The sequence below is a fragment of the Niastella populi genome, from assembly GCF_002078015.1.
Classification (GTDB): domain Bacteria; phylum Bacteroidota; class Bacteroidia; order Chitinophagales; family Chitinophagaceae; genus Niastella; species Niastella populi.
Genome location: NZ_LWBP01000002.1, coordinates 152,228 through 166,415 on the forward strand (window position 1 = coordinate 152,228; position 14,188 = coordinate 166,415).

Here is a 14,188-nt window from a genome sequence, read left to right on the forward strand (position 1 = left end):
TATGCTTTGCCAATTGCCTGTTGCCAATTGGTTTTACTCGGGTTCGTAACCCAGCATGAACGTAAAGCGGGTAGCATCACGTAACCTGCCGCCCTGTGTAACGCGGTCGAAACCTACGCCATAGTCAAACCCAAGCAATCCGAACATGGGCAGGAAGAAACGCATACCCACACCGGCGCTTCTACGCAGGCGGAACGGATCGTAGGATTTATAATCGAACCAACCGTTGGCGGCTTCAAACCAAACCATACCAAAGATGGTGCTGCTTGGATTGGTTGTGAACGGATAACGCATTTCAAGCGTATACTTGTTGAATATTGTAAAGAAACGCTGTGCGTTTTGCTGATCGGGGTTGAATTTGGGATCAGAGCTTTCATACACGGGATAACCGCGATGCGCAATGATATCATAACCCAAAATAAAGCTACCGTTTGCCAAACCGGCATCACCCACCTGGAAGCGCTCAAATGGCGAGTAATCGAGGTCGCGGTTGTAGCGGCCCATAAAACCATATTTGGCAGCAGCACGCAGTACGAACTGGCGCGATCTGTCGGCGCCCATAGGCCGGCCGATGGGAATAAACCATTCGGCATTCACCCGCCATTTATGGAACTCAGGTAATTTATAGGCATCCTGGTTGGTAGTACTCGTTTTAAATAATGAATACGGTGGCGTAAACTGACCGCTCAGTAAGAAGTTTGAACCACTTACCGGGAAGATCGGGTTGGGGCCTGCCGAGTTTCGGTTAAGGGCAACCTTAATACTCAGGTTATTTGAGGTTCCGTTTTTGAAATCCTGGGTGAACAGGGTATAGTTCTGCAATTTATATTGCGTATAGCTGAGTGAGTATACCAGGGTAAAGAAGTCATCGGGCCATTTCAATTGTTTACCCAATGAAATGCTGGCGCCGAAGTTTTTCAGCCTGTTGGTATCGCTGAAGAAATATCTTCCGCTCGCATCGATACCACCGGTACGGAATACGCTCTTATACATGCTGAAGGTGAGCGAATTCCTTTTCTTGCCACCCAACCAGGGCTCGGTAAATGAAAAGTTGTACGACTGGTACGCGCGGCCGTTCGATTGTATGCGCATACTCAGCTTTTGCCCGTCACCGGTAGGTAATGGGTCCCATGCTTTTTTGTTGAGAATATTTTTGATGGAGAAGTTGTTGAACGATACACCCAGCGTACCGGTTAAACCGATACCACCGCCCCAACCGGCGCTCAGCTCGAGCTGATCAGAAGATTTTTCTTCAACACTATAATGTATATCCACCGTTCCGTCTTCAGGATTGGGAACGGGATTAATGCCGATCTTCTCCTGGTTGAAGAAGTTCAGCTGTGCAATTTCACGTTGTGAACGAATGAGGTCCTGACGGCTGAATTTTTCACCGGGCAGGGTACGCAACTCACGGCGGATAACGTGCTCTTTTGTTTTTTCGTTACCTGAAATGGTAACGTTCTTGATAGTGGCCTGCGGCCCTTCCTGTATACGTATCTCGAAGTCGATAGTATCGTTGTAAACGGCGGTTTCCACCGGTTCAATCCGGAAGAACAGATAACCGTCGTCCATATAATAGCTACTGATGTCGCCGCCTTCCTGCGACATTTGTTTACCCAGTTTTTTGTTCAGGATCTCGAGGTTATAAATATCACCTTTCGAAATACCTAACATAGCGGTAAGCACCGTATCGGTAAACTTGGTATTTCCCTTCCAGGTAACATTACCGAAATAGTAGCGATGGCCTTCGTCTACTTTTATATCGATACGCAGGTTACCTTTCTGGTTATAATATTTTTTTTCGTCTACAATGGCAGCGTCGCGGAAACCGAGCGAGTTGTAGTATTCCAGCACTTTCTCCTTATCTTCTTCATACTTCTTCTCATTGAACTTGGCCGAGCTGAATAGTTTAAAGCGGAAATAAGGATCGAGAAACTCCTTGGTTTTGGTTAGCGATAAGAAGCCGGCGTCTCTCAGGTAATCTTTGAACAATATCTTGCCGCTGGTATTGGTACCAAACGGGCTTTGTGTGGTATCGGCATAGAGGGTAAACTTGGTCATTTCCTTGGTACCCTTCAGCTGTTTTTTCAGTTTTGATTCAATTACCTGATCGTTGCCAAAAAAGCTCACGTTATCGATACGTACTTTATGGCCTTTTTCAACATACAGGTTCAGGACAATTGAATTGGGCAATGCAGGGTCTGTAGCTTCTTCTATACGAACGGAGGCGCTTTGAAAACCTTTGTCGGTATAGAACTTCTTTATGGCTTCCTCGGCTGTGCGTTTAGTGTTTTCCGTAACCACCCGGCCTTTTATCAGACCGATCTTTCCTTTCAGTTCGTCCTGGTCGGCTTTTCGAACCCCTATAATATGGAAATCTGACAGGGCCGGCCGTTCTGAAACCTGGATCTCTATAAATAATTTATTGCCTTCGAGTTTGGTAAAAAAGATCTGAACGTTCGAGAACAGGTGCTGGTTCCACAGGTTAATGATGGCCTTGCTAAAGTTATCGCCCCCCGGTATCATTACTTTATCGCCTACATTAATGCCTGCAATGGAAATAAGCAGCTGCTGATCGTACCGTTTTGTACCGGTAACAACAATGCCACCGATATAATATTCTTTGGGAACTTTTGAGGTAACTATATTCTCTAATTCCGGATCAATAGACGTTGGAACAGTGTCGGTAACTACCTGGGCACGGAGTGAACCGACTGTTAATGATGCAAATACCAGTAAAAAAATACTAAAAGTACGCGAACGCTGCATTCCGGGGAGTTTAAAGTGGAGCAAATTAAGGGGGATTTATTAAAAGGGTTTGTTAAAAAGGACACTAATCGACGGAATCATAAAATATTCATGACCAATTCGTAATTATCCGTTTATATGCTCCTTATTAACCTGGTCGCCGGTTTTTCCAAACCTTCTTTCACGCTTTTGAAAATCCAGGATGGCTTCGTACAGGTTCTCCTTCCGGAAATCGGGCCAGCGAACATTGGTAAAATACAATTCTGCATAAGCTAGTTGGTATAATAAAAAGTTACTGATGCGGTATTCACCGCTGGTTCGAATCATTAATTCAGGATCGGGGAAATTGCTGGTGGCCAGGTACTGTTGCAGGGTGTTTTGAGTGATGGCCGCAGGGTCTATTCTCCCTGCTTTTACATCTTCAGCTATGTGCTGTACGGCCTGTACCAGTTCCCACCGGCTGCTGTAACTCAATGCCATTACCAGGTTCAAACCGGTATTCCGGCTGGTTATCTGCAGCGATTCGTTCAGTTCCTTTTGTGCATATTCGGGCAACATCTTTATGTCGCCTATTACATGCAGCTTAATGTTGTTCTTATTGAGTGTTTCGGTTTCCTTGCGAATGGTTTCTACCAACAGTTCTATAAGACCCGTTACTTCCATTTGAGGCCGGTCCCAGTTCTCGGTAGAAAATGCATAGAGTGTAAGGTATTCAACGCCCAGTTCGGCGCATCCTTCTACTATATTGCGCACGCTCTCCACGCCATGAAAATGGCCATAGAGGCGATCCTGTCCCTTTTCTTTCGCCCATCTCCCATTCCCGTCCATAATAATTGCTATATGGCGAGGAAGTCGTTGAAGGTCAATTTGCTCCCGTAGGCTCTGCATACCCTTTTTTTGAAGGGCACAAAGGTACGGAAATCAACAGACAATGGGCAATTGGCAATAGACAATTGGCATTTGGCAACAGGCAATGCCCAATACCGTTCAAAATACGGGTTTACCAATTGTTAATTGCTTATTACCAGTGGATTAAATAAAAAGGCAATAGGCAATCCGAAAGTTCAGATTGCCTATTGCTTTGCATAATTTGTTAAATAATTGACAACAGGAAGGCGGTAATAGAACAGCCGGTAAATCGCAAGCCTTGCCTATTGTCTATTGCCCATTGATTAATTGGCAGACGGGCAACGATATGAAGTAAGGTTAAATGACAGGGTTATCTCGGCTAACACGTAAGCGTCTTTTTGTTTTGAATAACCGCGCTGGCGGCCTTCGATGCCGATAATGTCGCCGGTTTCGTAAGAACGGTCCTGTAATAACTGGGCTGCCGAGGGTGTACCGTCGGGTAATGGTGGAAATTTATCGGAACCTACATAGGTTTTGCTCACATCATCGAGATAATCGGTAGTGGTATACCGGTACACTACTTCAAAACCAAGGTTCATGCGATCGTTGATGGCATATTTAACCCCAACGCCAATGGGAAATACAAGCGCCATGGTATTGTAGGGCTTGCGGTCGGGATAGGCACCTGTGCCCTGGCCTTCCGTTCCCAACGGGCGAAGAAAATATTTCTGGCCGTTGAGGTAAGCAAAAGGATCGTAGCTGAAAATACCGGCTCCCAGCGTCACATATGGAGTGAAGTTGTAATAAGGATCAGCGGGAATAAACTTGTAAAAGTTGAAATCGCCCTGCAGGGTAAGCTCAAATACATTTGAGTTGAAGCTCAGGTTGCGGCGACGCTGATAATCATTCTGGGTATTGTAAACGTCTGAATAACCAAGGCGGGCATAGTGGGCGGCAATACGTAATGCAGTGTAGTTGCCGAATTGTTTACGAAAAAATACACCAACAGCCGGTTTGGGCCTGTTGAGTTTTGCTCTTGTGTTCAGGTCGCCAAAATAATGTCCAACACCTGCCGATATGCCAAACTCACCTTGCTGTACAATACTTTCATATTGGGCAGTAACCTTTTGCACACATAGTACGGAATTAAAGAGTAGTGCTGTTACAACCAATTTCTTCATAATTCGCAATTTAACATTAAGAACCGGATTTGCCGGTAAATTTTCTTTGTAATAAAAGTTAATTCCTCGTGTCTAAACCCCACGATAATTTGTTACGCAGGGTTTGAAGGAAGTTGTTCTCATTCAACCGTACAAGGCTAATAGTAAACGATTCGCGACGTACGGCCAGCTGTACTTTTTTATCTACGAGTTCTTTTCTGGAGTCAAGGGCACAAATGAAGTGGTCGGTCCTGCCTTCGATTTCAAAGGATATTATATTATCATCAGGCACTATAATAGGCCGAACATTCAGGTTATGTGGGGCTACGGGGGTAATTACGAAACTGGAGGATTCAGGAAAAACCACGGGACCATTACAGCTTAGCGAATAACCGGTTGAACCGGTAGGTGTTGCTACAATAACGCCATCAGCCCAGTATGTATTTAAAAATTCACCATTCAGGTACGTGTGAATTTTTATCATGGGTGATGTATCTGTTTTATGAATAGCAAATTCATTTAATCCGTATGGTACATCGCCGAACAATGGTTTGCTCGCATCCAAATGAATTAACGATCGCTTGTCTATTAGTATTGTGCGCTTGACCAGGGATTGTACCGCAATGTGCAATTCTTTACTGCCGATGCTGGCCAAAAACCCGAGGCGGCCAAAATTTATCCCCAATACCGGAATATTTTTGTCGCGCACCAAGGTAACGGTATCCAGTAAAGTACCATCACCCCCAAGGCTTATTACAAAGTCGATAGATTCGGTAAGATCGCCCGAATCGGAAAAAACGGTTGTTTTTTCTGAAAAACGAACCGATGACTGTATCATTTCATAAAAAGGCTTGTATATAACCGGATGAATATTTTCCTTGGCCAGTTCATCGAGCAACTGCTGCACTTTGTTATACTGGTCATCATCAATAACCCGGCTATAAATGGCTACCTTCATACTATGCGGTTAAAAAATTTACCTATCGGTTAAAAATCATTCTTGATGTGTAAAAATAATCCGTTTTGTCCTAATTGGTTGAAGCTGTAGTCGAGCCGCAGAACGAAGTCATAGAAAGATACAATGTCGAGCCCTGCCCCACCAGTATACAACATGCGGTTCGTGAGGGAGTTATTGGTAAAGTTCTTATTATAGGAATATCCTGCATCGCCAAATATGCGGGCGTAAATGCGGAATGGAATACGATCGTGCGATTTTGATTTGATATAAGTAGGCACACTGAATTTAAATAACTGGTGCCGGTAGCTGTTCCGCACCAGTAAACCGGCTGCGCCATCTATCACATAGTCTTCCAGCCCACGCAGGTACATATCGCCATAGCCGAACATCCGCTGGTTTATATACGGCTGGCTGAATGGAAAACGCAACATTCCCACTGTTTGCAAACTGAAGAAATCTTTTTTGGTCAGTTCCCACCCCCTGGTTGCGCGGCCGCTGATCTGCCACTGGTTCATTTCCTTATTGTAACCTCGTTTTGCTATGGTAGCGTCGGCCAGCCAGCCTTTCAAAGGGAAAGGCTTGTAATCGACATTTACATAGCTGATGCTGTATAACAATTCAGGAAAGCTGATGGTACTCCGGTGGTAACCGTAATATTTGGGATTGAGTTCGTTTATACGTGGGTCAACCGACTGGCGTGTGTAAGATAATGACACAAGGTGCGTAGTTCTCAGGCCCGGCCGGTAGGTGTAATCTATATGGCCCGACCATACTTTTATGCCGCCCTGCAATGAATCTACAAAACGTTGCTGGTTGTCGATAGTTGCGTAATTGATCTCGCGATTGAACGAATACGAGAAACCGATCTTGTAACCGTGCTTGAGCGATTTGTTCGCATAAGGCTGATCGTACTGAAATTGTATTTGCTGGGTGTAACCGGTAATAAGCCACAGTTTCAGTTTATCGTTCCGGCCGGTGAAGTTGTTGTAGGTAAATTTAAACCCGTAGTTGATGCGATCGGCGCTATACCCCTGCTTGGCCCATTCGTTCAGGTTTCGGTCAACCGGTTTCAGATAGGGAATGGGGAAAATATACCAGCGTTCTTTTACCTGTATGAGAATGTCGACCTCATAACCGCGGAATGCTTTCAGCGAAATAATGACCTCATTGAATAAAGTGGTATTGATGAGCTGCTGGCGCGAGATCTCGAAGCCTTTTACCAGGTCGGGCAAATAAATGGAGTCGCCGGGTTTAAATGGCAACTCGCGTTGAATAATGTAAGGCTTGGTTCGTTTATTTCCTTCAATTATTATTTCGCCTACAACAAATGGTGTAGAGTAGTTGTTATTGTAATCCGGGGCAACAATTGTTCGGGGAGAGTTGTTATTAGCATATTCAGGCGCAGCCATTGAAGTGGAATGTACGGAATCCACCTGGGAGGGTTGTGCATATCCCAGTGCCACGCAACACAACAAGTTTGCTAGTATACAGTAAAATTTCTTTCCCATTCACATGCCCCGGCAAGCAGTTGCTTGTGTTTTCAAAATTTTAAAAATAATGCTGCCCTGATCCTACTGTTGTGCTAAATATTCAGATAATTCATCAAGTGGTCGTAATTGTTCCGCAGTTCGTTCTCGTATAGTTCTTCGCCAAAATAGTATTTCACATTGTATTCATACCGCTGAAATGTAGCAACAATATCGGAAATCTCGAATTTATTGATTTTTATTGCTACAAAAAAGGAACTGGTGTTATTATCCCAATAACTATTTAACTGCGTGATCTGTGCGTCATTGGTCTCTACCAGTTTGCTGAGTTCCGAAAAAGAGAAGTTGCGTTGTTCCATTTCCAGCACGATCAACCCGCCAGGCTCGCTGGCCCCTGTGGTTTTACCCAGCTCTTTTAACAGGTCGATGGCTGCAATGCACCCTACAAATTCATTTTTCTCTTTGTCTACAACCGGTACCAGGGAAAGATTATAATCATTCAAAATTTGTACCGCCTCAATAAAGTGAGTATGGGCGTGTACGGCCACTTTTGAAAAGTGGGTATCAAAAGATTGGAGAGTAGCGCGTTCGTCGAGATTCAGCAGGTCTTCCTCAAATACAAGACCCAGGTACTTTTCTTCGGCTACTACGGGTAACTGCATAACATGGAACTCCGACATCAGGTCCAGCGCCTGAATAACCGTGTCACTCAAATTGAGTGTGGGAATCGTGGCTGATATTAATTCTTTATTAAGCACTGAATCAGAGTTTACCTGTCCTATAATAGTGTTATACGATAAACACGTGTAACCGGTTTGTATTATCGCCAAAAAGAAATAAAATAACAAATAGGTATTAACCTTAGCAAATAGTGAGGCTATTACCTTAACCAAATATAATCAATTATGACGATAGCATTTAGGCTACCGCTGCAGGCTCATTTAATTTTGTCAAAAATTTATGGAGAATGCGGTTGAATTCGTCTGGTACTTCCATCATTGGCGCATGACCGCATTTATCAATGAAATGCAGCTCGCTGTTTGGAATTAACCGATGAAACTCCCGGCCTACGAACGGCGGGGTAATGGCATCATTATTACCCCAGATCAACAATGTGGGTTGTTTGATTTGATTGATATCCTCGCCCAGATTATTTCTAATGGCACTTTTTGCAAGCGCAATTATTTTTATGGCTTTCAAACGGTTGTTTACGATCTCGTATACCTCGTCAACCAGTTCTTTGGTGGCAATTTTGGGATCGTAAAAAGTAAGTTCCGTTTTCTTTTTTATATAATCATAATCACCGCGTTTGGGATAAGTGTCGCCCATACCATTCTCAAATAAACCCGAACTGCCGGTTAAAATGAGCGATTTTATGCGTTCGGGCTGTTTCAGCACGTGTAAAATGGCTACATGGCCGCCCAAAGAATTTCCGAGCAGGTGTACGTTGTGAAAATCGTGATATTCTATGAACTTATGTACAAACTTCTGCAGGCCTCCAACTGAAGTATGCAGCAGGTCCATATCAAGCAAAGGGAGTATGGGAACCACTACTTTGTTGTGGTTCTTGAAGTAATTGATCAAATCACCAAAGTTGCTGAGGGCGCCGAATAATCCATGCAAGAGTATCAGCGGTTCGCCTTCACCTTCTTCAATATACTTGAATTTATCCACTTGTTTGATCGTATAATTCATCAGCTATGTCTGTTCAAGTCAGTCAATTAATCGCTAAAATAAACGTTTTAATGCAAATAATACACCCTTGCAGTTTTCACCCTGCAATTTTAATGTAAGCTACTGATTTTTTTACGTTTTTATACCGGTACAACCCCCAAACTAAGGCGTAACTTCCGGCTGTACCTGCTGCTGTTTTGCCAGCCCGTCAAAAAAGTTTCCGAGCTCAGTGAACATATTTTTAAAGGCTGGTATCAGTTTGCCAAAGCCATCGATTACCCAGGGGCCCATCGGTTGTAAAAAAGGCCAGGTAACCGAATTAGCGATGGTTTCATCGCTAATGAGCTTTACCTTATTAACAAAGAACAGCACCACACTGAGTGTAAACATATACAAAATAGCGAATAAAATAATGCCGCCTATTTTGTTGGCCCAGCCCATCATGGCCATTTCAACCGTTGCCTCCAGCAGGCTGGCCGCCCAGCGTACCAGTAAGACCACCCCAATAAAAACAACAGCAAATGAAATAAAAGGCAGCCACTTCGCAGATACATTAACGGAATCTTTTAAATAATCTGCTACAACTACCGATAATTTCATGGCCGCAGCAATACCTGCAATAAACGCAAAAATGGAGAATACTGCAACAATAAGGCCCCGCCGTAATCCTTTGATAATGGCCAGAACCAGAAATATTAGAACTAATACATCTATGATCATAGTTTCTGAAGTATACGGGCTGTACATAGGATATTGAACCTCCTACCGCTTACTTCACATCTCTTACTTCAAAATCTAAGAACACGAATTTCAGGATAGGCTCTTATTCGCAACTACTTTGCCAGCAGCTCTTTCACCAGCGCACTTATGGCCTTTCCATCGGCCTTACCCGCTAATTGTTTGGTAGCCACCCCCATCACTTTACCCATATCGGCAGGTGATGAAGCGCCCGTTTCGGCAATAATACCCGCAACGATGCTCCTCAGCTCCTCGGCGCTCAATTGTTTGGGAAGGAATTTCTCTATCACCTCAATTTCTTCCTGCTCTTTTTGTGCCAGATCGGCCCGGTTCTGCTGCTGAAAGATCTCCAGCGAATCTTTTCGCTGTTTAACCAGCTTCTGCAATAATTTTATTTCATCCTCTTCCCTGATCTCACCCGCTGCACCTTCTGAGGTTTTAGCCAGAATAATGGCAGCTTTAATGGCACGCAAACTACGCACCGTTTTTTCATCCTTGGCCAGCATGGCTGTTTTCAGGTCAGCCTGGATCTTTTGTTCTAAGCTCATACCGTGGCTATTTTTGGAATTATAATTTATTTTCTTTCAATTGAATATCGCGAAAACGAGCATAAAAGTCCTTCGCAAAGTTCTTCATCATATCAACCAGTTCCTGCTGATGGGTTGCCCGGTCAAAGCTATCTGCCATCGTCATGATGGTTTGATAATAAAAATCAGCCATTTCATCTACCATCATTTCTTTGGTCCACAGGTCCATTCGCAATGCCGATTTATCGGCGCCATCCCAAAACGACAACATCATGGCTCTGGCCTTCTGGCCCTGGTCCTGCGTACTATCAGTCGCCTTCCACAATATTTGTTCTGGAATATTTTTCTCGTCCAGCGACACATCAATTGTAATAGTCGATTGCCTCATTTTATTTTGATTATCAGTTTTTTATATTTTGAACCGCAAAAGTACACCGATTTTATAGTTTTTAGTGTCTGATTATTGGCAGAACACTGTAAATGTATATTAAACCACTTTCCGGCAAAAAAAGTTACAACACATTCAGGTTTTTAACTATACAGCCTTTTGAAAAAATAACACACTAACTTGTTGGCAAATACAAGATTATTTGATAATTTGGGGCATACGCTTGAAAATCCTCAATTTTTTTAAGAAACCCTACCCATAGCAAAAATCGGTATCCTTAGAAATTTACCTCTGTCAAAGCCAGACTGCCATTTATAGGTGTTTTGTAATTATAATTATTTATGAAGGGTTTGTGTTGGGGTTTTAATCTCTTACATTTAATATAAAGCACATTTCCAAAAGACCTCTGATCTGTTTTTTTAACCATTATCAATAGCCTGCCTGCCCCAAAAGTTGGTGCGGCAATGCCATAACATCATTAACCTGTGGAAAAACCAATTCTCTATAGAAAAGGCCTAAACAAAGGCCTTTTCTTTTTGTAAACTTACTTTGTTACTTTTGTTAACCTTATATTTATAGAATGAACAGTATAGAAAAAATGGAGTATAATACGACCAGGAACCACCTGGCAATGCGTGAGTATGGAAGGCATATACAGAAAATGATCGAATATCTGTTGACGATCGAGGACCAGGAAACCCGGCAGCGAAACGCCTATGCTGTAATTGAGCTGATGGGCTTTCTGAACCCACACCTGAAAAACGTTGAAGATTTCAGACATAAATTATGGGATCATCTGTTCCTGATCTCTGATTTTAAACTGGCAGTTGATTCACCTTACCCCATTCCCACCCGGGAAACGTTGAAATCGAAACCAGGACCATTGCCGTATCCCAAACGCTATCCTAAATTCTCGCACCTGGGTAAAAACCTCGAGCTGGTGATCAATAAGGCATTGCATGAAGAAATGCCTGAAAAACGCCAGGGTTTTGCCAATGCCATTGCCTACTACATGAAACTGGCCTATAACAACTGGCACAAGGAAACCGTGCATGATGACGCCATTCAGGGCGAGCTTACCAATATTACCAGCGGCCAGCTCACCTTTACCAATACGCCATATGTGCGCCAGCATCGCCCCAACGAAAACCGCGACCGTGACCGCGATCGTGGCGGCTACGGCGATTACCGCAATAAACGGGGTGGCCAGAAATTTCAGGGCCGTGGCGACCGCGATAACCGCGGCGGCGGTGGCGGCGGACGTGATAACCGCAACGACCGCGGCGGCAAGTTCAAGAAAAGATACAAATAAGGATTTCGATTTCGGGATTTCGTGATTTTGAGATTTGTCAGAAAGCTTTAACCAATTGAAATCCCAAAATCTGCAAATCTCAAAATCAAAAATCGAACGTCAGCCCTCTGCCGTCAGGCGCGAGGATAAAGATTAAATAATAAATAGAACCCCGACAGTAAAACCTATTGTCGGGGTTTTATATTTGCACCTTATTTTAACGTACCATTGATCAAAACCGTTCCCCCCGAATCAACTAAAACCGGGGACAACCCACGGGTCAAAAAAACCAGGAAAAAGTAACTATGAATTCTTTTGAAGTCATCGGCGGTAAAAAATTAAAAGGTGAAATAGTTCCGCAAGGCGCAAAAAACGAAGCACTGCAAATAATCAGTGCCGTATTGCTTACCTCACAAAAAGTAACTATTACCAATATTCCAGACATCCTGGATGTAAACCTGCTTATTGAATTGCTGGGGGAATTGAACGTAAAGATCGAACGCCCGCAACGCGATACCTGCATTTTTCAGGCCGATGACGTGAACGTAGATTACCTGCGCAGCGATGCCTATAAACAAAAAAGCGGCCGCCTGCGCGGCTCTGTTATGCTGGCCGGTCCTATGCTTGCCCGTTTCAGAAAGGCCTATATTCCTAAACCCGGCGGCGATAAGATCGGCCGCAGAAGACTGGATACTCATATCATTGGTTTCGAAAAGCTGGGCGCTTCCTTCAATTACAGTGGCGATGGCTTTTTCGAACTGCAGGCGCCAAATTTAAAGGGCACCTACCTTATGCTCGACGAGCCTTCCGTAACCGGTACCGCCAATATTATTATGGCGGCGGTAATGGCCGAAGGCACTACCACTATCTACAACGCAGCCTGCGAACCCTATATTCAGCAGTTATGCAAAATGCTCAACCGCATGGGCGCTAAGATCACCGGCATCGGCAGCAACCTGCTTAATATCGAAGGCGTACAGTCATTGGGCGGAACCGAGCACCGTATGCTGCCCGATATGATCGAGATCGGCTCTTTTATTGGGCTGGCGGCCATGACACAAAGCGATATCACCATAAAAAATGCCGGCATCGAACACCTCGGCATAATACCCGAAAAATTTAAACAACTGGGCATTCAGCTGAACTTTAAAGGCGACGATATTCATGTACCCGCCCAGGAGGTGTATGAAATTCAAACCTTTCTCGACGGCGGCGTACTTACCATTTACGATCATCCCTGGCCGGGTTTTACCCCCGACCTGCTAAGCATTGTGTTGGTGGTGGCCACCCAGGCCCGTGGCAGTGTGCTTATACACCAAAAAATGTTCGAAAGCCGCTTGTTCTTTGTTGACAAACTCATCGATATGGGCGCCCAGATCATCTTGTGCGATCCCCATCGCGCAGCAGTGGTTGGCCTCGGCCGCGAACAGAAACTGCGCGGCATTCAAATGAGCAGCCCCGATATCAGGGCAGGCGTATCGCTGCTGATCGCAGCGCTGAGCGCCGATGGAAAAAGCGTGATCCAGAACATTGAACAGATCGACCGCGGTTATCAGTATATCGACAAACGCCTGCAGGCATTGGGCGCCGATATAAAACGGATTTAAAGCAGCTGCCTGTTTCCTGTTCCCGGTTTTCCGGGCAAAAAAAATTTTGGTGACTCCTATAAATTGCTCACTGATCGAAGTTCAAAATTCCCGGCAACCGGAAACCGGTAACCGGGAACCATATATAGAACCCACAAACTACCTATTGATCCATGTTTCAACCGAAGAACAAAATAATAATCATCACCGCCCCTTCCGGAGCGGGCAAAACGTCCATTACCCATTTTCTATTGAAGAAATTCCCGCAGCTGGCGTTTTCGGTATCAGCCGCTACCCGCAAAGGCCGCCCGCACGAAAAAAATGGGCTTGATTATTATTTTATTTCTGAAGAAGATTTTACCCGTAAGATCCAGCATAATGAATTTGTGGAATGGGAAATGGTTTATGAGGGTAAATATTATGGTACCCTGAAATCTGAATTACAACGCATCTGGAACAATAACCAGGTTCCCGTACTGGATATCGATGTAAAAGGCGCCATTCACGTTCAGCAACAATACCCCGACACCATCCTGTCGATCTTTGTGGAACCGCCTTCCGTCGATGAATTGAAACGGCGGTTAAGCTCAAGGGGTACCGAAACCGAAGAAAGTTTACAGGCCCGGGTAAATAAAGCCTCTTACGAGATCTCGTTCAAACACCATTTTAGCAAAATAATCCTTAACGACAACCTCGATCATGCCTGCCAGGAAGCCGAACAGGTAGTGGGGGAATTTTTGGATAGTTGATCTCCCGCTTTTTTTATATATTTTCGTACCAGA

Annotated in this window: 13 protein-coding genes; 3 read left to right on the forward strand and 10 right to left on the reverse strand. The window is 44.3% G+C overall.

Annotation, left to right across the window (positions count from 1 at the left end):
* Positions 1-33: 33 nt before the first annotated feature.
* From A4R26_RS03045 to gldC, 10 genes are all read right to left on the reverse strand, one after another.
* Entirely contained in the window at positions 34-2,769 is a 2,736-nt protein-coding gene (locus tag A4R26_RS03045; protein WP_081160046.1) for a BamA/OMP85 family outer membrane protein, read from the reverse strand.
* Between the two features lie 105 nt (positions 2,770-2,874).
* A complete protein-coding gene (gene uppS, locus A4R26_RS03050) occupies positions 2,875-3,636 on the reverse strand; it encodes an undecaprenyl pyrophosphate synthase (RefSeq protein WP_081160050.1) in 762 nt (253 codons plus the stop codon).
* 284 nt (positions 3,637-3,920) lie between these two features.
* The gene (gene porG, locus A4R26_RS03055) at positions 3,921-4,778 is read right to left on the reverse strand and encodes a type IX secretion system protein PorG (RefSeq protein ID WP_081160055.1); all 858 of its coding nucleotides are present in this window, start codon (positions 4,776-4,778) and stop codon (positions 3,921-3,923) included.
* 58 nt (positions 4,779-4,836) lie between these two features.
* Complete coding sequence (locus tag A4R26_RS03060) at positions 4,837-5,715, reverse strand: NAD kinase (RefSeq protein WP_081160060.1); 879 nt, start codon at positions 5,713-5,715, stop codon at positions 4,837-4,839.
* A 29-nt stretch (positions 5,716-5,744) separates the two neighbouring features.
* On the reverse strand, positions 5,745-7,178 hold the full coding sequence (locus A4R26_RS03065) for a POTRA domain-containing protein (RefSeq protein WP_165760127.1): 1,434 nt from the start codon (positions 7,176-7,178) through the stop codon (positions 5,745-5,747).
* A 119-nt stretch (positions 7,179-7,297) separates the two neighbouring features.
* Positions 7,298-7,960 carry a CBS domain-containing protein gene (locus A4R26_RS03070; RefSeq protein WP_242674805.1) on the reverse strand — a complete coding sequence of 221 codons (663 nt, stop codon included), beginning with the start codon at positions 7,958-7,960 and terminating at the stop codon, positions 7,298-7,300.
* A gap of 160 nt (positions 7,961-8,120) precedes the next feature.
* Positions 8,121-8,897, reverse strand: a complete 777-nt coding sequence (locus A4R26_RS03075; RefSeq protein ID WP_081160069.1) for an alpha/beta fold hydrolase — start codon at positions 8,895-8,897, stop codon at positions 8,121-8,123.
* 141 nt (positions 8,898-9,038) lie between these two features.
* Positions 9,039-9,596, reverse strand: coding sequence for a CvpA family protein (locus A4R26_RS03080; protein ID WP_081160600.1), 558 nt, complete (start codon positions 9,594-9,596; stop codon positions 9,039-9,041).
* Positions 9,597-9,709: 113 nt separating this feature from the next.
* Positions 9,710-10,162, reverse strand: a complete 453-nt coding sequence (locus A4R26_RS03085; protein ID WP_081160073.1) for a GatB/YqeY domain-containing protein — start codon at positions 10,160-10,162, stop codon at positions 9,710-9,712.
* Positions 10,163-10,181: 19 nt separating this feature from the next.
* Positions 10,182-10,529, reverse strand: a complete 348-nt coding sequence (gene gldC, locus A4R26_RS03090; RefSeq protein ID WP_081160076.1) for a gliding motility protein GldC — start codon at positions 10,527-10,529, stop codon at positions 10,182-10,184.
* Positions 10,530-11,109: 580 nt separating this feature from the next.
* Between gldC and A4R26_RS03095 the strand changes: the two genes are divergently transcribed.
* From A4R26_RS03095 to gmk, 3 genes are all read left to right on the forward strand, one after another.
* On the forward strand, positions 11,110-11,841 hold the full coding sequence (locus A4R26_RS03095) for a DUF4290 domain-containing protein (RefSeq protein ID WP_278248398.1): 732 nt from the start codon (positions 11,110-11,112) through the stop codon (positions 11,839-11,841).
* A gap of 284 nt (positions 11,842-12,125) precedes the next feature.
* Positions 12,126-13,427, forward strand: a complete 1,302-nt coding sequence (murA, locus tag A4R26_RS03100; RefSeq protein WP_081160080.1) for a UDP-N-acetylglucosamine 1-carboxyvinyltransferase — start codon at positions 12,126-12,128, stop codon at positions 13,425-13,427.
* A 152-nt stretch (positions 13,428-13,579) separates the two neighbouring features.
* Positions 13,580-14,155 (forward strand): guanylate kinase, encoded by a 576-nt coding sequence (gene gmk, locus A4R26_RS03105; protein WP_081160082.1) that lies wholly within the window; start codon positions 13,580-13,582, stop codon positions 14,153-14,155.
* The last annotated feature ends 33 nt before the right edge of the window (positions 14,156-14,188 follow it).